20 protein-coding genes are annotated in these 20,930 nt (G+C 41.0%); all 20 read left to right on the forward strand.

Annotated elements, in window-relative coordinates:
• The first annotated feature begins 501 nt into the window (after positions 1-501).
• Positions 502-1,665 carry a class I SAM-dependent rRNA methyltransferase gene (locus UKS_RS03405; RefSeq protein WP_173020454.1) on the forward strand — a complete coding sequence of 388 codons (1,164 nt, stop codon included), beginning with the start codon at positions 502-504 and terminating at the stop codon, positions 1,663-1,665.
• On the forward strand, positions 1,662-2,339 hold the full coding sequence (aroD, locus tag UKS_RS03410; RefSeq protein WP_156011819.1) for a type I 3-dehydroquinate dehydratase: 678 nt from the start codon (positions 1,662-1,664) through the stop codon (positions 2,337-2,339). The genes UKS_RS03405 and aroD overlap by 4 nt, the downstream gene beginning before the upstream one ends.
• The gene (locus tag UKS_RS03415; protein ID WP_156011820.1) at positions 2,329-3,183 is read left to right on the forward strand and encodes a shikimate dehydrogenase; all 855 of its coding nucleotides are present in this window, start codon (positions 2,329-2,331) and stop codon (positions 3,181-3,183) included. Before aroD ends, UKS_RS03415 begins: the two co-directional genes overlap by 11 nt.
• 18 nt (positions 3,184-3,201) lie before the next feature.
• Positions 3,202-4,269: a 3-dehydroquinate synthase gene (gene aroB, locus UKS_RS03420; protein WP_156011821.1), complete on the forward strand. Its 1,068-nt coding sequence runs from the start codon at positions 3,202-3,204 to the stop codon at positions 4,267-4,269.
• A 9-nt stretch (positions 4,270-4,278) separates the two neighbouring features.
• Positions 4,279-5,445 (forward strand): chorismate synthase, encoded by a 1,167-nt coding sequence (gene aroC / locus UKS_RS03425; RefSeq protein ID WP_156011822.1) that lies wholly within the window; start codon positions 4,279-4,281, stop codon positions 5,443-5,445.
• A gap of 9 nt (positions 5,446-5,454) precedes the next feature.
• A complete protein-coding gene (locus UKS_RS03430; protein WP_156011823.1) occupies positions 5,455-6,558 on the forward strand; it encodes a prephenate dehydrogenase in 1,104 nt (367 codons plus the stop codon).
• Between the two features lie 9 nt (positions 6,559-6,567).
• Entirely contained in the window at positions 6,568-6,906 is a 339-nt protein-coding gene (locus UKS_RS03435; protein WP_049495160.1) for a YlbF/YmcA family competence regulator, read from the forward strand.
• 91 nt (positions 6,907-6,997) lie between these two features.
• On the forward strand, positions 6,998-8,281 hold the full coding sequence (gene aroA / locus UKS_RS03440; protein WP_156011824.1) for a 3-phosphoshikimate 1-carboxyvinyltransferase: 1,284 nt from the start codon (positions 6,998-7,000) through the stop codon (positions 8,279-8,281).
• Positions 8,274-8,750 (forward strand): shikimate kinase, encoded by a 477-nt coding sequence (locus UKS_RS03445; protein WP_156011825.1) that lies wholly within the window; start codon positions 8,274-8,276, stop codon positions 8,748-8,750. Before aroA ends, UKS_RS03445 begins: the two co-directional genes overlap by 8 nt.
• Positions 8,747-9,595, forward strand: coding sequence for a prephenate dehydratase (pheA, locus tag UKS_RS03450; protein WP_156011826.1), 849 nt, complete (start codon positions 8,747-8,749; stop codon positions 9,593-9,595). Before UKS_RS03445 ends, pheA begins: the two co-directional genes overlap by 4 nt.
• On the forward strand, positions 9,592-10,902 hold the full coding sequence (locus UKS_RS03455) for an LCP family protein (protein WP_156011827.1): 1,311 nt from the start codon (positions 9,592-9,594) through the stop codon (positions 10,900-10,902). Before pheA ends, UKS_RS03455 begins: the two co-directional genes overlap by 4 nt.
• Positions 10,903-11,022: 120 nt before the next feature.
• Positions 11,023-11,868, forward strand: a complete 846-nt coding sequence (locus UKS_RS03460; RefSeq protein ID WP_156011828.1) for a LicD family protein — start codon at positions 11,023-11,025, stop codon at positions 11,866-11,868.
• Positions 11,858-12,961: a glycosyltransferase gene (locus UKS_RS03465; protein ID WP_156011829.1), complete on the forward strand. Its 1,104-nt coding sequence runs from the start codon at positions 11,858-11,860 to the stop codon at positions 12,959-12,961. The genes UKS_RS03460 and UKS_RS03465 overlap by 11 nt, the downstream gene beginning before the upstream one ends.
• A 1-nt stretch (position 12,962) precedes the next feature.
• Positions 12,963-13,949, forward strand: a complete 987-nt coding sequence (locus UKS_RS03470) for a glycosyltransferase family 2 protein (RefSeq protein ID WP_156011830.1) — start codon at positions 12,963-12,965, stop codon at positions 13,947-13,949.
• Between the two features lie 15 nt (positions 13,950-13,964).
• Positions 13,965-15,434 (forward strand): O-antigen polysaccharide polymerase Wzy family protein, encoded by a 1,470-nt coding sequence (locus UKS_RS03475; RefSeq protein ID WP_156011831.1) that lies wholly within the window; start codon positions 13,965-13,967, stop codon positions 15,432-15,434.
• Positions 15,427-16,461 (forward strand): hypothetical protein, encoded by a 1,035-nt coding sequence (locus UKS_RS03480; RefSeq protein ID WP_049495172.1) that lies wholly within the window; start codon positions 15,427-15,429, stop codon positions 16,459-16,461. Before UKS_RS03475 ends, UKS_RS03480 begins: the two co-directional genes overlap by 8 nt.
• 202 nt (positions 16,462-16,663) lie before the next feature.
• Entirely contained in the window at positions 16,664-17,401 is a 738-nt protein-coding gene (mecA, locus tag UKS_RS03485; RefSeq protein WP_049495175.1) for an adaptor protein MecA, read from the forward strand.
• 151 nt (positions 17,402-17,552) lie between these two features.
• A complete protein-coding gene (locus UKS_RS03490; RefSeq protein WP_156011832.1) occupies positions 17,553-18,839 on the forward strand; it encodes a homoserine dehydrogenase in 1,287 nt (428 codons plus the stop codon).
• 1 nt (position 18,840) lies between these two features.
• Positions 18,841-19,710: a homoserine kinase gene (gene thrB / locus UKS_RS03495; RefSeq protein ID WP_156011833.1), complete on the forward strand. Its 870-nt coding sequence runs from the start codon at positions 18,841-18,843 to the stop codon at positions 19,708-19,710.
• A 257-nt stretch (positions 19,711-19,967) separates the two neighbouring features.
• The gene (gene msrB / locus UKS_RS03500; RefSeq protein WP_156011834.1) at positions 19,968-20,906 is read left to right on the forward strand and encodes a peptide-methionine (R)-S-oxide reductase MsrB; all 939 of its coding nucleotides are present in this window, start codon (positions 19,968-19,970) and stop codon (positions 20,904-20,906) included.
• Positions 20,907-20,930: the final 24 nt, after the last annotated feature.

Raw genomic sequence — 20,930 nt, forward strand, 5'->3', positions numbered from 1 at the left:
AATATAGGGAGAAATGTTTTGAATAAGAAATATAACATAGTTCTATTATTGTTGTTTATCGATGGTATATTGAGTTTGTAATAAAAGGCTTCTCTATAAAATCAAATTTTCCATATACCTGCTGAAGCCGATTTATTTCTTCTACTATCTTTTATCTTTGTCACTAAATTTGACAGACATATATTGCTGATACAGCCTCTCTACCTACAATCTCAAAGTTAATACTCTTCGAAAATCTCTTCAAACCACGTCAGCTTTGCCTTGCCGTACTCAAGTACAGCCTGAGGCTAGTTTCTTAGTTTGCTCTTTCATTTTCATTGAATTTTATTTTATAAAAAGAAATGCTCCTCCAAGACGGAAGAGCATCTTTTATTGTGATTCTTACACATTTACTTTCTAAGTTTTTATTAGTATTAGTATAGCATTTTGTAAAACGAGAGTAAAAAAGCAAGTCTAGTTTCTTTTTTGAGAATTATCATAAAATTTGCTATAATAGGGATTATGAATAGAATAAGAGTCAGTAAACGGGTTGAAAAAAAGATTTCCAGGGGACTAGTTTTACTAGAAGCCAGCGATCTTGAGGATATCAATCTCAAGGATCAGGAAGTAGAAGTCCATAGTCAAGATGGAAACTTTCTAGGGACAGCCTACCTTTCCCAGCAAAACAAGGGTTTGGGCTGGTTTATCAGTAAGGAAAAGGTGACCTTTAATCAAACTTTTTTTGAAACACTGTTTAGACAAGCCAAAGAAAAGAGAAAAGCCTACTTTCAAGATGATTTGACAACTGCTTTTCGTCTCTTCAACCAAGAGGGAGATGGCTTTGGCGGTCTGACAGTGGACCTTTATGGCGACTATGCTGTCTTTTCTTGGTATAATTCTTATATTTATCAGATTCGTCAGACCATCACAGAAGCTTTTAGACAGGTTTTTCCTGAGGTGTTAGGGACTTATGAGAAGATTCGCTTTAAGGGTTTGGATTATGAATCTGCCCATGTTTATGGTCAAGAAGCACCTGACTTTTTCACTGTTCTGGAAAATGGTGTCTTGTATCAAGTCTTTATGAACGATGGCTTGATGACAGGGATTTTCCTAGATCAGCATGAGGTTCGTGGTAGCTTGGTTGATGGTTTAGCTAGGGGTAAATCCTTGCTCAACATGTTTTCCTATACAGCAGCCTTTTCAGTAGCTGCAGCCATAGGGGGAGCAAGCCAGACTACTTCGGTTGACCTAGCTAAACGTTCACGAGAATTGTCTCAAGCGCATTTTCAGGCTAATGGAATTAGCACAGACGACCATCGTTTTATTGTCATGGATGTCTTTGAATATTTCAAATATGCCAAACGAAAAGGCTTGACTTATGATGTGATTGTCCTAGATCCTCCTAGCTTTGCTCGGAATAAAAAACAGACCTTTTCTGTAGCTAAGGATTATCACAAGTTGATTTCCCAGAGTCTTGAGATTTTAAATCCGGGAGGAATTATCATTGCCAGTACCAATGCTGCTAATGTTTCCCGCCAGAAATTTACAGAACAAATTGATAAAGGCTTTGCAGAAAGAAGTTACCAAATTTTAAACAAATACGGTCTTCCAGCAGATTTCGCCTATAATAAAAAAGATGAAAGTAGTAATTACCTCAAGGTGATTAGTATGAAGGTTAGTAAATGAAATTAATCGTTTCAGTAATGCCAAGAAGTTTAGAGGAGGCTCAGGCTCTGGATGCCACGAGGTATCTGGATGCTGACATCATTGAATGGCGTGCCGACTATCTGCCTAAAGAAGCGATTTTGCAGGTAGCTCCAGCTATTTTTGAAAAATTCGCAGGCCGTGAGTTGGTTTTCACATTGCGAACTCGCTCTGAAGGGGGAGAAATCGACCTTTCTCCAGAAGAATATATCCATCTAATCAAGGAAGTGGCGCAACTCTATCAACCAGACTATATTGATTTTGAGTACTATAGCTACAAGGATGTTTTTGAGGAGATGCTTGACTTCCCAAATCTTATTTTGAGTTACCACAATTTCCAAGAAACACCTGAAAACATGATGGAAATCTTGTCAGAGTTGACGAGCTTAAGTCCAAAACTTGTTAAGGTTGCAGTCATGGCTCACACGGAGCAGGATGTGCTAGACTTGATGAACTATACACGAGGCTTTAAAACCCTCAATCCTGAGCAGGAATATGTGACCATTTCTATGGGCAAGGTGGGTAAGGTCTCTCGTATCACTGCGGATGTGACTGGTTCTAGCTGGTCCTTTGCTAGTCTAGATGAGGCTAGTGCACCGGGTCAGATTTCCCTAGCTAACATGAAAAAAATCAGGGAGATATTGGATGAAGCTTGATGGCTATACGCGTTTAGCTGCCGTTGTTGCCAATCCTATTAAGCATTCTATTTCCCCCTTTATTCACAATAGGGCCTTTGAGGCGACAGCTACAAATGGTGCTTATGTGGCTTGGGAGATTGAAGCGGCTGACTTGGAAGTCACAGTGGCCAATATTCGTCGCTACCAGATGTTTGGCATCAACTTGTCCATGCCCTATAAGGAGCAAGTGCTTCCTTATTTGGATGAATTGAGCGATGAGGCGCGCTTGATTGGTGCGGTTAATACGGTTGTCAATGAGAATGGCAATTTAATTGGATATAATACAGATGGCAAGGGATTTTTTAAGAGCTTGCCTTCTTTTACAATTACAGGTAAAAAGATGACCCTGCTGGGTGCAGGTGGTGCGGCTAAATCAATCTTGGCACAGGCTATTTTGGATGGCGTCAGTCAGATTTCGCTCTTTGTTCGTTCAGTTTCCATGGAAAAAACAAGACCTTATCTAGACAAGTTACAGGAGCAGACAGGCTTTAAGGTGAACTTGTATGCTTTAGAAGATGTTTCGGAACTACAAGCAAGGATTGCTGAGTCGGATTTGCTGGTTAATGCCACCAGTGTGGGCATGGATGGTCAATCATCTCCAGTTCCTGAAAACATTGTCCTCTCAGAAACTCTTTTAGTAGCAGATATCATTTACCAACCCTTTGAAACACCATTTTTGAAATGGGCTAGAAGTCAGGGAAATCTAGCGATCAATGGTCTGGGAATGTTGCTCTATCAAGCTGCAGAAGCTTTTCAACTGTGGACAGGAAAGGAAATGCCAACGGAAGAGATTTGGCAGTCCTTAATAGACAAATACCAATAAAGAAAAGGAGACTTTCCTATGAAAATCAGAATTGATATTCCTCATCATCCTTATGATATTCAGATTGAAAAGGGCTGTCTGGCTCAGGCTGGTCAATGGTTGCGAGAGCTTTGGCAACCTCAAAAAGTGGTTATCGTGACCGATAACCATGTAGCTTCTCTTTATGCAGAGAAGGTCAAGCTCAGCCTAGAAGATGCTGGTTTTCAGGTAGCTGTTTTTGACTTTTTAGAAGGGGAAGAAAGAAAGAATTTAACCACTGTCCAGAAAGTATATGAATTTCTAGTCAAGCAAGGCCTGACTCGTAGCGATGGAATCGTGGCTCTTGGTGGCGGTGTCGTTGGAGACCTGGCTGGTTTTGTAGCCTCTACCTATATGCGGGGCATTCATTTTATTCAGATACCGACTAGCTTGACAGCCCAAGTTGATTCGTCTATCGGTGGAAAGACAGGTGTCAACACTCCATTTGCCAAGAACATGGTAGGAACTTTTGCCCAACCAGATGGGGTTCTGATTGATCCTCTTGTCCTTGAAACCCTTGGAAAGAGAGAGTTGATTGAAGGAATGGGTGAGGTCATCAAGTATGGCTTGATTGAGGATCCAGAACTGTGGGCTCTTTTGACGGAACTGGATGGTTCTGTTTCGGGCATTTTGGAGCATGCAGAGACCTTGATTGAACATTCTTGTCAGGTGAAGCGCAAGATGGTGGTTGAGGATGAGTTGGACAATGGTGTTCGTCTTTACCTCAATTTTGGACACACTATTGGCCATGCCATTGAAGCAACGGCCGGTTATGGTAAAGTCATGCATGGAGAAGCTGTGGCCATGGGAATGGTACAGATTTCCAAGGTTGCTGAGGAAAAAGGCCTCATGCCAGCTGGCATTACCCAGTCCATTACAGCTATGTGCCAGAAATTTGGACTACCTGTTGACTATGAAAACTGGGATGTTGCCAAGCTTTATCAAGCTCTTACTCATGATAAGAAGGCGCGTGGCAATACCTTGAAATTGGTCTTGGTACCAGAGCTCGGTTCAGCGGCCATTCACCCAATTTCTCTGGAAGAGATGAAAGACTACTTGGTAAAATAAGGAGAGCCTATGAGATATTTAACTGCAGGAGAATCACACGGTCCCCGTCTGACAGCTATCATTGAACGAATTCCAGCTGGACTACCTTTGACAGCAGAGGATATAAATGAAGAACTTAAACGCCGTCAGGGTGGCTACGGACGTGGTGGTCGTATGAAGATTGAGAGCGATCAAGTTGTCTTTACTTCTGGCGTTCGTCACGGGAAGACGACAGGGGCTCCTATTACTATGGATGTCATCAATAAGGACCATCAAAAATGGCTGGATATCATGTCTGCGGAGGACATTGAAGACCGCCTAAAAAGCAAACGAAAAATTACCCATCCTCGCCCAGGACATGCCGATTTGGTTGGGGGCATCAAGTACCGTTTTGATGATTTGCGTAATTCCTTGGAGCGCTCATCAGCTCGTGAAACCACCATGCGGGTGGCAGTTGGGGCAGTAGCCAAACGCCTCTTGGCTGAGCTGGATATGGAGATTGCCAACCATGTCGTAGTCTTTGGTGGCAAGGAAATCGATGTTCCTGAAAATTTAACAGTCGCTGAGATTAAGGAACGAGCTGCCCAGTCTGAAGTTTCTATTGTCAACCAAGAAAGAGAACAGGAAATCAAGGACTATATTGACCAAATCAAGCGTGATGGAGATACCATCGGTGGGGTTGTGGAGACAGTCGTTGGAGGTGTTCCAGTTGGTCTTGGTTCCTATGTCCAATGGGACAGAAAATTGGATGCGCGATTGGCCCAAGCAGTTGTCTCTATCAATGCCTTTAAAGGGGTGGAATTTGGTCTTGGCTTTGAAGCTGGTTATCGTAAAGGCAGCCAGGTCATGGATGAAATCCTCTGGTCATCAGAAGATGGCTATACTCGTCGGACTAACAATCTTGGCGGCTTTGAAGGTGGTATGACCAATGGGCAACCTATCGTTGTTCGTGGAGTTATGAAGCCCATTCCTACTCTCTACAAACCACTCATGAGTGTGGATATCGAAACTCATGAACCCTACAAGGCAACTGTGGAGAGAAGTGATCCGACCGCTCTTCCAGCTGCAGGAGTGGTCATGGAAGCCGTTGTGGCAACGATTCTGGCACAAGAAATCCTCGAAAAATTCTCATCAGACAATCTAGAGGAATTAAAAGAAGCAGTAGCCAAACATCGAGACTATACAAAGAACTATTAAGGAGTTCCTATGGCAAAAAAAGTCTATATCGCAGGTCTTGGTCTGATCGGTGCCTCAATGGCACTTGGTATCAAACGCGATCATCCAGATTATGAAATTTTAGGCTATAATCGCAGTCAAGCTTCGAGAGATATCGCCTTGAAAGAAGGCATGATTGACCGTGCAACAGATGATTTTGCCAGTTTTGCTCCTTTGGCGGATATCATCATTCTGACCTTGCCAATCAAGCAGACCATTGCTTTCATTAAGGAGTTGGCTGACTTGGACTTAAAAGAAGGTGTCATTATTTCCGATGCTGGCTCGACCAAGTCAGCCATTGTGGATGCGGCGGAGCAATATTTAGCTAGTAAGCCTGTTCGCTTTGTCGGGGCTCATCCCATGGCTGGTAGTCACAAGACAGGAGCTGCCTCTGCGGATGTCAATCTTTTTGAAAATGCCTATTATATCTTTACAACTTCGAACCTGACAAGTTCTGACACACTTGCCGAAATGAAGGATTTACTTTTAGGCCTTCATGCTCGTTTTATCGAGATTGATGCCAAGGAGCACGATCGAGTGACTTCTCAGATTAGCCATTTTCCTCATATTTTGGCTTCCAGTCTCATGGAGCAGACCGCGATCTATGCTCAAGAACATGAGATGGCAAGGCGCTTTGCGGCCGGTGGTTTTCGAGATATGACTCGAATTGCGGAAAGCGAGCCAGGTATGTGGACTTCTATTCTTTTGTCCAATCGCGAGACTATCCTAGAGCGGATTGAGGATTTTAAGGAACGTTTGGAAGCGATTGGGCAGGCCATTAGCAAGGGAGATGAGGAGCAGATTTGGAACTTTTTCAATCAAGCGCGTGAGCAACGTCAGGCCATGGAAATTCATAAGCGTGGTGGTGTGGATAGCTCTTATGACCTCTATGTCGATGTTCCCGATGAAGAAGATGTCATCTTGCGAATCTTGGAGCTGCTACGTGGAACTTCCTTGGTTAACATCCACATCAATGAGGAAAACCGTGAGGACATTCACGGGATCCTACAAATTTCATTTAAAAATGCTCAAGATTTAGAAAGAGCTGAGCATCTTATAACAGAAAATACCGACTACACAGTCGTTGTCAAATAAGGAGAAATCATGTCAAATATTTACGATAGTGCAAACGAACTCAGTCGCGGTCTACGCGAATTACCCGAATACAAGGCTGTCAAAGCAGCTAAAGATGCGATTTCAGCAGATGCTGAGGCAAGTAAAATCTTTACAGAATATGTTGCCTTTCAAGAGGAAATTCAAAAACTAGCTCAGACAGGTCAAATGCCAGACGCATCTTTCCAAGCAAAAATGGAAGGCTTTGGTAAAGAGATTCAAGGAAATAGTCTCTTGTCAGAATTCTTTACCAAGCAACAACAATTGGCAATTTACCTTTCTGACATTGAAAAAATTGTTTTCGAACCAGTTTCAGAATTGCTAAAATAAGAAAATAACTATCCTAAAGTCAGGAATTTTTAAGGAATTTCTGGCTTTTTATGATAAAATAGGTAAAAGTATTGCAAGTATGAGGTCCAGTATGAAACTAAAAACAAACATTAGCCACTTACATGGCAGTATCCGAGTTCCAGGTGACAAGTCTATCAGCCACCGTTCCATAATCTTTGGAAGTTTGGCTGAGGGTGAGACCAAGGTTTATGATATTTTGCGGGGCGAAGACGTCCTTTCGACCATGCAAGTTTTTCGTGACCTTGGTGTTGAGATTGAGGATAAAAATGGGGTTATTACCATTCAAGGTGTCGGTATGAACGGCTTAAAAGCTCCGCAAAATGCCCTTGATATGGGAAATTCTGGAACCTCGATTCGCCTGATTTCAGGTGTTCTTTCTGGTGCAGACTTTGAAGTAGAAATGTTTGGAGATGACAGTCTTTCCAAACGACCTATGGATCGTGTGACCCTTCCACTGAAACAAATGGGTGTTAGTATTTCAGGGCAAACTGAGCGAGACCTGCCTCCTCTTCACTTAAAGGGGACGAAAAGCCTAAGACCTATTCATTATGAGTTGCCGATTGCTTCTGCCCAGGTCAAGTCAGCCTTGATATTTGCGGCCTTGCAGGCTCAGGGGGAGTCTGTAATTATCGAAAAAGAGTGCACCCGTAATCATACTGAAGATATGTTGCAACAATTTGGTGGCCATTTAAGTGTGGATGGCAAGAAAATCACAGTCCAAGGACCACAAAAATTGACAGGACAAAAGGTGGTCGTGCCAGGAGATATTTCCAGTGCAGCCTTTTGGTTAGTCGCAGGTTTGATTGTTCCAAATTCTCGTCTGGTGCTGAAGAATGTGGGCATCAACGAAACGCGTACCGGTATCATAGATGCCATTCGTGCCATGGGTGGAAAATTAGAAGTTACTGAAATTGACCCAGTCGCTAAATCTGCTACCTTGACTGTTGAGTCTTCTGACTTGAAAGGAACAGAGATTGGTGGCGCTTTGATTCCACGTTTGATTGATGAATTGCCAGTTATCGCTCTACTTGCGACCCAAGCCCAAGGTGTAACAGTTATCAAGGATGCTGAGGAACTTAAGGTCAAGGAAACAGATCGCATTCAGGTTGTGGCAGACGCTTTAAACAGCATGGGTGCGGATATCACACCTACAGCAGATGGAATGATTATCAAAGGGAAATCAGCCCTTCACGGTGCTAGAGTCAATACTTTTGGTGACCATCGTATCGGCATGATGGCGGCTATCGCAGCCCTCTTGGTTGCAGATGGAGAAGTAGAGCTTGACCGAGCTGAAGCTGTCAATACCAGCTATCCTAGCTTCTTTGATGATTTGGAGAGCTTGATTCATGGCTAAGATATTACTAGGATTTATGGGGGCAGGCAAATCGACTATTGCAAGAAGCTTGAACCCTAATTACCTTGATATGGACGCTTTGATTGAGAAGCGTTTAGGCATGTCTATCGAGGAATTTTTCACGGAAAAGGGAGAAGAAGCCTTTCGACAGGTAGAGTCAGAAGTTCTAGCTGATTTACTACAAAGAGACCAAATTGTGTCAACTGGCGGAGGAGTAGTCGTTTCTCAGAAAAATCGTGACTTACTCAAGACTAATTCTGATAACATCTACCTAAAAGCTGATTTTGAAACCCTCTACCAACGCATATCAGCTGATAAGGACAATCAGCGACCGCTTTTTCTAAATAATAGCAAGGAAGAACTTGCAGCTATTTTCCAAGAAAGACAGGCTTGGTATGAGGAAGTAGCCAGTCGGATTTTGGATGTGACCAAGCTAAGCCCAGAGGAAATTATAGAGGAATTGAGATGAAAATTGCTTATCTAGGTCCCAAGGGATCATTTTCACACCACGTTGTACAGACAGCTTTTCCTCAGGAGGAATTGCAGGCCTTTGCCAATATTACAGATGTCATCAAGGCCTATGAGCAAGGCTTGGTGGACTATTCTGTGGTGCCAGTTGAAAATTCTATCGAGGGTAGTGTTCATGAAACCTTGGACTACCTTTTTCATCAGGCACGCATCCAAGCAGTGGCAGAAATCGTTCAGCCCATTCATCAGCAGTTGATGGTGGTTCCAGGTCATACTAAGATTGAAAAGATTTTTTCACACCCACAGGCTTTGGCTCAAGGAAAGAAATTCATCGATGAACAATATCCAGAGGCCCAAATCGAGGTAACAGCTAGTACAGCTTATGCGGCCCGCTTTATTTCTGAACACCCAGACCAACCTTTTGCGGCTATTGCACCAAGAAGTTCTGCTGAAGAATATGGCTTGGAACTGATTGCCGAGGATATTCAGGAAATGGAAGCCAATTTCACACGTTTCTGGGTTTTGGGAGCTGAAAAGCCTAGTATTCCCTTGAAAACACAAACTGAGAAAATAAGTTTGGCCTTGACCCTACCTGATAACCTTCCAGGTGCACTTTATAAGGCCCTGTCGACCTTTGCTTGGCGAGGAATTGACCTGACAAAAATTGAAAGTCGGCCACTCAAGACAGCACTGGGAGAATATTTTTTCATTATCGATGTGGACTATGCTGACAAGAATCTAGTCCACTTTGCCCAAAAAGAATTAGAAGCGATTGGAATCCAGTATAAAGTACTGGGTGCCTATCCTATTTATTCAATATCAGATCATGGAAAGGAGAAAAGATGAGTAAAGAAAATCCTTTAAGCTATCACGAGCAGTTGCGTTATGACTATCTTTTTAAGAATATTTATTATCTCAATGAGCGAGAGAAAAAAGAGTTTGCATACTTGCAAGCTAAGTTAAATATGGCTAGCAGTAGTGAAGCTTCTCCAGAAATTCATAATGAAAATTACGATATGGAGGAGTCTTTCAGGGAACCAGTCAATCAGTCTCCTCTTCCATCTTATGGAAACCATAGTCGTACAAAAAAATACCAGAAAAGTCAACCTCTTCCAAAGGTTAAGTCCAAAAAACGTAAGATTCGTTGGGGGCGCATTTTTGCAGGATTGCTTGCCCTTCTAGCCTGTGTCGGTTTTGGCATGATTTTTATGTTCCTAAAAGGCTATTCAAATGCGGATCCAACCAAACCTGCCAATGCTAAGGCAGCTCAAGTAGAAGTTTTTCATGGTCAAGATACCAAGGATGGGGTCAATATTTTGATTATGGGGACGGATGGACGGATTGGCCAAAATAGTGCTGAGACGAGAACAGACTCTATCATGGTACTAAATGTTGGCGGCTCAGATAAAAAAATTAAGCTAGTCAGCTTCATGCGTGACAATTTAGTTTATATAGACGGTTATAGCCAAGTGATTAACGGGAGAAAGCAGTCCGATAACAAGTTAAATGTTGCCTATGAGTTGGGGGAACAAGAGGGGCAAAAAGGGGCAGAAATGGTTCGTCAAGTCTTGAAAGACAATTTTGACTTGGACATTAAGTACTACGCTTTGGTAGACTTCGAGGCCTTTGCAACAGCGATTGACACGCTTTTCCCTGATGGGGTGACGATTGATGCACAATTTTCAACATTGAATGGGCGTCCACTAACCGAAGCTACAGTGGGAGATGATTTACATGCTACTGAGACTGAGTCTCCAACTCAGACGATTAAAGTCGGAAAACAGCAGATGAATGGATCAACCTTGCTCAATTATGCTCGCTTCCGTGATGATGACGAAGGTGATTATGGTCGTACCAAGAGACAACAGCAAGTGCTGACAGCTGTTCTGCAACAACTCAAGGATCCAACCAAACTCTTTACTGGATCAGAAGCACTTGGTAAGGTCTTTGGGATGACCTCTACGAATGTTCCTTATAGTTTCCTACTGACCAATGGTTTATCCTTCCTAGATGGAGCGCAAAATGGCATTGAGAGATTAACAGTTCCAGAACTAGGTGATTGGGTCGATGCCTATGATGTCTATGGAGGTATAGCTCTCCAAGTCGATCAAAATAAATATCAAACCAAGCTTGCTCAAATGGGAATGAGATAAGATAGAAAAATCAAAGTTTGAAGGCTATTTATCTAGCAGTCAAGCTTTGATTTTTTACAGTCTGCAATAGATTTTCACCCCTAATTTGTGGTATAATGAAACGATACGATAGAAAGAATAATGAACAATATGACTGATTTAAAAGCAATTCAGGCTCGTAGTCTGGAGATGGCTGAATATTTTGTGGCCTTTTGTAAAGAACATGATTTGCTTTGTTATCTTTGTGGTGGAGGTGCTATTGGTGCCCTTCGAAACAAGGGTTTCATTCCTTGGGACGACGACCTAGACTTTTTTATGCCTCGTAAAGATTATGAGAAATTAGCAGAATTATGGCCTCGTTATGCAGATGAACGTTATTTCTTGTCAAAGAGTAATAAGGATTTTGTCGACCGCAATCTTTTTATTACCATTCGTGACAAGGAAACCACCTGTATAAAGCCTTATCAGCAAGATTTGGATTTGCCACATGGTTTGGCCTTGGATGTGTTGCCTTTGGATTATTATCCTAAAAATCCAGCTGAGCGGAAAAAACAGGTTCGTTGGGCTTTGATTTATTCACTTTTTTGTGCGCAAACTATTCCAGAAAAGCATGGCGCACTTATGAAATGGGGAAGTCGCATTTTACTCGGTTTGACTCCAAAATCACTCCGTTATCGCATTTGGAAAAAAGCTGAGAAAGAAATGACCAAGTATGGTCTAGCTGAGAGCGATGGAATCACAGAATTATGCTCAGGTCCTGGCTACATGAGAAACAAGTACCCAATCGAATCTTTTGAGGATAATCTCTTCTTGCCCTTTGAAGGGACAGAGATGCCTATTCCGATCGGCTACGATGCCTACCTCAGCACTGCTTTTGGGGATTATATGACGCCTCCACCAGCAGACAAGCAGCTACCGCATCATGATGCTGTTATCGCTGATATGGATAAGTCTTATACAGAATACAAGGGAGAATATGGTGGCTAAGAAAAAAATCTTATTTTTTATGTGGTCTTTTTCTCTTGGAGGCGGTGCAGAGAAGATTTTATCGACAATTGTTTCAAATCTAGATCCAGAAAAGTATGATATTGATATTCTTGAAATGGAGCACTTCGACAAAGGATACGAACCTGTTCCCAAGTATGTACGCATTTTAAAATCCCTTCAGGATTATCGTCAAGCCAGATGGATACGAGCTCTTTTGTGGAGAATGAGAATTTATTTTCCAAGATTGACACGTCGCTTACTGGTGAAAGATGACTATGATGTTGAAGTTTCCTTTACCATTATGAATCCTCCGCTTTTGTTCTCTAAAAGAAAAGAAGTCAAGAAAATCTCTTGGATTCATGGAAGTATTGAAGAATTTCTTAAGGATAGCTCCAAAAGAGAATCACATAGACGCCAATTGGATGCTGCGGATACCATTGTAGGAATTTCAAAAAAGACCAGTCATTCTATCAAGGAAGTCTATCCAGATTATGCTTCGAAATTACGGACAGTTTACAATGGGTATGATTTTAAGACTATTCTAGAAAAATCTCAAGAGAAGATCGATATCGAGATTGCGCCTCAAAGTATCTGTACTATCGGGCGGATTGAGGAAAATAAGGGTTCTGACCGTGTAGTGGAAGTGATACGATTATTACACCAAGAGGGAAAAAACTATCATCTCTATTTTATCGGGGCTGGGGATATGGAAGAGGAACTGAAAAAACGCGTCAAAGAGTATGAGCTTGAAGACTATGTACATTTCCTTGGTTATCAAAAAAATCCTTATCAGTATTTATCTCAGACGAAAGTTCTCCTGTCTATGTCTAAACAAGAAGGTTTTCCTGGAGTGTATGTGGAAGCCTTGAGTCTGGGACTTCCTTTTGTCTCTACGGATGTCGGAGGGGCTGAGGAATTATCCCAAGAAGGACGATTTGGACAAATCATTGAGAGCAATCAAGAAGCAGCTCAGGCAATTACGAACTACATGACCTCTGCCTCAAACTTCGATGTCAATGAGGCTGGTCAATTCATTCAGCAATTTACAATTCCCAAACAAATCGAACAAGTAGAAAAACTATTAGAGGAGTAGCATGGAAACTGCATTAATTAGCGTCATTGTGCCAGTCTATAATGTGGCACAGTACCTAGAAAAATCGATAGCTTCCATCCAGAAGCAGACCTATCAGAATTTGGAAATCATTCTTGTTGATGATGGAGCAACGGATGAAAGTGGTCGCTTGTGTGATTCAATCGCTAAACAAGATGATAGGGTGTCAGTGCTTCATAAAAAGAATGAAGGTTTGTCGCAAGCACGAAACGATGGAATGAAGCAGGCTCACGGAGATTATCTGATTTTTATTGACTCAGATGATTATATCCATCCTGAAATGATTCAGAGTTTATATGAGCAATTAATTCAAGAAGACGCCGATGTTTCGAGCTGTGGTGTCATGAATGTCTATGCTAATGATGAAAGCCCACAGTCAGCCAATCAGGATGAGTATTTTGTCTGTGATTCTCAAAGATTTCTAAAGGAATACCTCATAGGTGAAAAAATACCTGGAACGATCTGCAATAAGCTAATCAAGAGAGAGATTGCAACTGCCCTATCCTTTCCAAAGGGATTGATTTATGAAGATGCTTATTATCATTTTGATTTAATCAAGTTGGCTAAGAAGTATGTAGTTAATACTAAACCCTATTATTACTATTTCCATAGAGGGGATAGTATTACGACTAAACCCTATGCAGAGAAGGATTTAGCCTATATTGATATCTATCAAAAGTTTTATAATGAAGTTATGAAAAACTATCCTGACTTGAAAGAGGTCGCTTTTTTCAGATTGGCCTATGCCCACTTCTTTATTCTGGATAAGATGTTGCTGGATGATCAGTATAAACAGTTTGAAGCCTATTCCCAGATTCATCGTTTTTTAAAAAGCCATGCCTTTGCTATTGCTAGGAATCCAATTTTCCGTAAGGGGAGAAGAATTAGTGCTTTGGCTCTATTCATAAATATTTCCTTATACCGATTCTTATTACTAAAAAATATTGAAAAATCTAAAAAATTACATTAGAACGGGGGTGAGCAAGTGATTGATGGAAAACGATTATTATTTAGTTTGACCATAGCCAGCTATGCCTTGACGCTAGTAAGTGGAATTGTCTATCTGTTTAATAATAACAATGTTAGCTTGCTTTCTACTTTATTGTTCTTACTGGTTAGTAGCTTAATTGCTTGTTGGAATGATATCAAGTATTACTTAATCCATTTTATTTTCTTTTTAACTATTTTTGTATTTCTGGTGTCAAGGCCGACCATTGATTATTTTAGAAATGGCGCTTTAGATACCTATCATCCCATAGCCTACCGTTTTGCCTTTATAGTCGTCATGGTTTCGATATTGGGATTGACCACAGGGGGGCTCCTAGCTCGCTATTTTATAGCTAGAAAGAAAATACAAGTACCCAAGATAGGGAGTTCTCTAAAAGAGGTTTATACCAAGCGGTTGCGCTTTGTATCGCTAGGAGTTTTTCTTCTAACCTATCCTTTCTATTTCATTCGGTTATTTGAACGACTCTTATATCGCTTGCAGACTTCCTACTATGCCTACTATGCAAACTTTGAAAGTAAACTGCCCTATTTTACCTATATCTTATCAACCTTTACGGTCTATGCAATGTGTATGTATTTGGCAACCAAGCCAAAGAAATTGCAGGCAACAGCAGTGCTTGTCTCCTTTATTGCAGCTAATACCATTCATTTGGCAATCGGGACACGAAATCCTTTTATTTTAAGTATTTTATTTGCTTTTGTTTATTACTTTATGCGGGAGCAAACTGAAAAAGGAAAATGGATTGGGTTTAAAGAAAAGTTAGCGATTTTTGTGGGTTCTCCTATTCTCATGTTAGCGATGGGAGTGCTCAATTATGTACGGGATAATGTCCAAGTTTCCCATACAGGTTTCTGGGATATCCTGCTCGACTTTATCTATAAACAAGGAACCAGTTTTGGTGTTCTGGCTCGAGGTTTTCTATTTAACAGTAGCCTACCTTATCGAGATTTCCGTAATTTTACTTTTGGTCCTGTTCTGGATTATTTTGCAAGGGGAAGTTTAGGAGCCGTTTTCGGAGGAAAAGCCTTTGAGCATACAACCAATAGTGTGGAATTGGCTATTGATAGCAATAGTTATGCCCATAATCTATCCTATCTTGTCTTGAACAAGGAATACTTGAAAGGACATGGTATCGGAAGTAGCTATATTATGGAGTTGTATACCGACTATGGTATGATGGGAGTCTTTCTACTTAGTCTCTTACTAGGTATGTTATTTATAGCCATGCTGCAAGTAGCCTACAGCTCAAGAACAATCCTATTTGCCTTGTCCCTACTCATCTTGAATAATCTATTCTTTATGCCAAGAAGTAGCTTTTCAGAAAGTTTCTTCAATTTATTTACAATGCAATTCTGGGGAATTGTTCTTGTGATTCTATTTGTAGCGAAAATGCTTACAAAAGAGAACCAGTATCTACTAAACAAAGGAGAAAAAAATCATGTTTGAACATTATTCAGTAGCTGATTTGTTTGCAAATCTATACAAAAAACGAAAAGCAAATATTCTAGCTCTCATCGCTTTATTTGCTCTCATTGCTGTACCATTTACAATTAAAGCAGTTAAGAATAAAAACACTGTCAAAGACACAACAAGTTATTCAACTTATATCAGCTATAAAATCACTCCTCCAGAAGATTCAGCTAAAACGATTTTAAATCATCAAATTGGTGGTTATAGCGATTTCTACGGAAAATTGATTGATGGGAATTTGAATGGAGCTTATCTTTTCAATGATGTAGAGCCGAGTGAGTTGAAAAAAATTGCCAGTGAATTGGATACGACAGAAACAACCTTGAAAAATTCTACAAGTGACTATTGGTGGAAAAAATTGACTGTCTATTATATGATTGACGATGCAGGGGTTGGTGTGAAAATTTTGACACCAAGTAAAGACGCCAATGACTTGTTAGAGAAAAAAATTGATGGGTTGATTGAGAAATTTAAAAATACCTATGCAAACGTGAAAATTGAAAAATTGGAAACCATCAACTCTAAGGAATTGAACGCAAATGGTGAAACAGCGCTTGGCTTAAACGTAAAGAATCTGATTCTTCGTTTAGCTGTTATTGGAGTGATTTGTGTGATTTTGGTTGTGATGGGAAATGTGTTGGTTTATCTCTTTAATCCAACAATCAATAGAGCAGGTGATTTTTCTCAGTATCAAATTGATTTTGTAACAGAGATTACAACAATTGCTAACCTAGCCGATGTCTTGTCATACAAAAATGCTGGACAGGAATTGACCATCGTTAGCTCAAATAAAGCTATCCTAGATAAATTGAAACAGAGTCAAGAGGCTTTAAAAGGAATGCATTTTGTAGATTTACAGGATGTATCATCTCTTTTGGAAAGAGATACAGTCCTTCTTGTTGAAGAATACGGAGTCACTCGTTATAAGAAATTTGAGCAAAGTCTTCAAATTCTTCGAAACTTAAATCGTTCTATCCTCGGTGTAGCAACCTTTAAATTATAAGGATTCTAATGTATTAAGTCTTCAAGGTCAGACAAGCAGTTTGATTTCGAGGGCTTTTTCTATTTGTTAGCAGATATTTCCCTTTAGAATCTTTTACAGAAAGACCCTAAGGGAAAATCTAGCATGACAGAGGAGCCTTCTTTTGATAAAATCGTAAAAATCTAGTATAATAGATAGAACTGAAAGTATGAGGTTACTAGCAATGAAAATGAAACAAATCAGTGATACAACTTTAAAAATCACGATGTCTTTAGAGGATTTGATGGATCGAGGCATGGAGATTGCTGACTTTCTCGTTCCTCAAGAAAAAACAGAAGAGTTCTTTTATGCTATCTTAGATGAGTTAGAGATGCCGGAGAGTTTTTTGGATACAGGCATGTTGAGCTTCCGTGTAACTCCAAAACCTGATAAGGTCGATGTCTTTGTAACCAAATCAAAGATTGACCAAAATCTAGATTTTGAAGACTTATCGGATTTACCAGATATGGAAGAATTAGCTCAAATGTCGCCAGATGAATTTATCAAAACCCTGGAAAAAAGTATCGCGGACAAGACTAAGGATGATATTGAAGCGATTCAATCTCTAGAGCAAGTCGAAGCCAAGGAAGAAGAGCAAGAGCAGGATGAACAAGAAATTGAAAGTAAGAAAGAGCCTTACATCTATTACATCCTTTCTTTTGAAAAATTAGCTGACTTGGTGGCTTTTGCCAAGACAGTTACTTTTGAGATGGAAACTTCTGAACTCTACAAGATGAATGAGCGCTATTATTTGACTATTTTAGTAGATATTGAAAATCATCCAAGTCCGTATCCGGCTTGGTTGTTGGCCCGTATGCGGGAGTTTGCAGACGATAGTGACATCAGTCGTTCAGTCTTGCAAGAGTATGGTCAAGTCTTGATGAATCACGATGCCGTACTCAATCTGCAAAAGATTAGATAACCCTATCTAGAAAGCTATTTCTAGATTTTAAGAAGAGCGAATCGTCTGATTCGTTTTTTCTTTTCTAGACTGAAAGAGTGATTTACTATAATAGGAATTTTCACAAAATTCTGTTATAATGGCTATATTAGAAAATTTCGAGGAGACAAAGATGACAGTTAAAATTGCTTTACTAGGATTTGGTACCGTTGCAAGTGGCGTGCCCTTCCTCCTAAAGGAAAATGGAGAAAAAATCAATCAATCAGCACATTCAGAAATTGAAGTTGCCAAGGTATTGGTTAAGGATGAAAATGAAAAGAATCGCTTGCTTGCGGCAGGGAATGACTTTAACTTTGTCACCAATGTGGATGACATTTTATCAGACCCAGACATTACAATCGTAGTGGAATTAATGGGACGTATCGAACCTGCTAAGACCTTTATCACTCGTGCCTTGGAAGTTGGAAAACACGTAGTTACTGCGAACAAGGACCTTTTGGCTGTCCATGGTGCAGAATTGTTAGAAATCGCTCAAGCCAATAAGGTAGCACTTTACTACGAGGCAGCAGTAGCTGGTGGGATTCCTATTCTTCGTACTTTAGCAAATTCCTTGGCATCTGATAAAATCACGCGCGTGCTTGGAGTGGTCAACGGAACGTCCAACTTCATGATGACCAAAATGGTGGAAGAAGGTTGGTCTTACGATGATGCTCTTGCGGAAGCACAACGACTAGGATTTGCAGAAAGCGATCCGACAAATGACGTGGATGGGATTGATGCCGCCTACAAGATGGTGATTTTGAGCCAATTTGCTTTTGGAATGAAGGTTGCATTTGACGATGTAGCCCACAAGGGAATCCGCAATATCACACCAGAAGACGTAGCTGTAGCCCAAAACCTGGGCTATGTAGTGAAATTAGTTGGTTCTATCGAGGAAACTCCTTCAGGGATTGCCGCAGAAGTAACTCCGACCTTCCTTCCTAAAGCACACCCACTTGCTAGCGTGAATGGGGTAATGAACGCTGTCTTTGTAGAATCTATCGGTATTGGTGAGTCTATGTACTATGGACCAGGTGCTGGTCAAAAACCAACTGCAACAAGTGTTGTGGCAGATATTGTCCGTATCGTTCGTCGCCTGAATGATGGTACCATTGGCAAAGACTTCAACGAATATAGCCGTGACTTGGTCTTGGCAAATCCTGAGGATGTTAAGGCTAATTACTACTTCTCAATCTTGGCTCCAGACTCAAAAGGTCAGGTTTTGAAGTTGGCTGAAATCTTTAACGCTCAAGATATTTCCTTCAAGCAAATCCTCCAAGATGGTAAAGAAGGTGACAAGGCGCGTGTTGTGATCATTACACACAAGATTAATAAAGCCCAGCTTGAAAATGTCTCAGCTGAATTGAAGAAGGTTTCAGAATTCGACCTCTTGAATACCTTCAAGGTGCTAGGAGAATAAGATGAAGATTATTGTACCTGCAACCAGTGCCAATATCGGACCAGGTTTTGACTCGGTCGGTGTAGCTGTAACCAAGTATCTTCAAATTGAGGTCTGTGAAGAACGAGAAGAGTGGTTGATTGAACACCAGATTGGCAAATGGATTCCACATGACGAGCGCAATCTCTTGATCAAAATCGCTTTGCAAATTGTACCAGACTTGCAGCCAAGACGTTTGAAAATGACCAGTGATGTTCCCTTGGCACGTGGTTTGGGTTCTTCCAGTTCGGTTATTGTAGCTGGGATTGAACTAGCAAATCAATTGGGCCAGCTCAATCTGTCAGACCATAAAAAATTGCAGTTAGCGACTAAGATTGAAGGACATCCTGACAATGTGGCTCCAGCCATTTATGGTAATCTCGTTATTGCAAGTTCTGTTGACGGGCAAGTTTCTGCTATCGTAGCAGACTTCCCAGAATGTGATTTCCTAGCCTACATACCAAACTATGAATTGCGAACTCGAGACAGCCGTGGTGTCTTGCCTAAAAAAATGTCTTATAAGGAAGCTGTTGCGGCCAGTTCTATCGCCAATGTGGCAGTTGCAGCCTTGTTGGCAGGAGACATGGTGACAGCTGGGCAAGCAATCGAGGGAGACCTCTTCCACGAGCGCTATCGTCAGGACTTGGTGAGAGAATTTGCGACGATTAAGCAAGTAGCCAAAGAAAATGGTGCCTATGCAACCTACCTCTCTGGTGCTGGGCCGACAGTTATGGTTCTGGCTTCTCATGACAAGATGCCAACGATTAAGGCAGAATTGGAAAAGCAACCTTTCAAAGGCAAACTTCATGACTTGAAAGTTGATACCCAAGGTGTCCGTGTCGAAGCAAAATAAAGAATAGATGATAGGATGGGGAAACTTTCGACCAGAGGGCTTCCTATCCTTTTTTTGAAAAGAAGTTCATACTCAATGAAAATCAAGAGCAAACTAGGAAGCTAGCCGCAGGCTGCTCAAAGCACTGTTTTGAGGTTGTGGATAGAACTGACGAAGTCAGCTCAAAACACTGTTTTGTGGTTGTAGATGGAAGCTGACATGGTTTAAAGAGATTTTCAAAGAGTATTAGTTAAAAACTTGATAAAGGAGAAATAAAGATGGCAGAAATTTATCTAGCAGGTGGTTGTTTTTGGGGTTTAGAGGAATATTTTTCACGCATTTCTGGAGTGCTAGCAACCAGTGTTGGCTACGCTAATGGTCAAGTCGAAACGACCAATTACCAGTTGATCAAAGAAACAGACCATGCAGAAACAGTTCAAGTGATTTACGATGAGAAGGAAGTAGCACTTAGAGAAATTTTGCTTTATTATTTCCGTGTTATCGACCCCTTGTCAATCAATCAACAAGGGAATGACCGTGGTCGCCAATATCGGACCGGAATTTATTACCAAGATGAAGCTGATCTGCCAACTATCTACACAGTGGTGCAGGAACAGGAGCGCATGCTTGGGCGAAAGATTGCAGTGGAAGTGGAGAAACTACGTCATTACATTCTAGCTGAAGACTACCACCAAGACTATCTGAAGAAGAATCCTTCAGGTTACTGTCATATCGATGTGACCGATGCTGAGAAGCCATTGATTGATGCCTCTAACTATGAAAAGCCTAGTCAAGAGATGTTAAAGGAAAGCTTATCAGAAGAATCCTATCGTGTTACCCAAGAAGCTGCTACAGAGGCTCCATTTACCAATGCCTATGACCAAACCTTTGAAGAAGGGATTTATGTAGACATAACAACAGGTGAGCCACTCTTTTTTGCCAAGGATAAGTTTGCCTCAGGTTGTGGTTGGCCAAGTTTTAGTCGTCCGATTTCCAAGGAATTGATTCATTATTACAAGGATCTCAGCCATGGAATGGAGCGAATCGAGGTTCGTTCTCGGTCAGGAAATGCTCACTTGGGTCATGTTTTCACAGATGGACCTCGGGAATTAGGTGGCCTCCGTTACTGTATTAATTCTGCATCCTTGCGTTTTGTAGCCAAGGATGAGATGGAAGAAGCAGGATATGGCTATCTACTACCTTACTTAAACAAATAAAACAGAGAGGGTGGGTGCTTCCCA

It is taken from the genome of Streptococcus sp. 116-D4, assembly GCF_009731465.1.
Classification (GTDB): domain Bacteria; phylum Bacillota; class Bacilli; order Lactobacillales; family Streptococcaceae; genus Streptococcus; species Streptococcus pseudopneumoniae_E.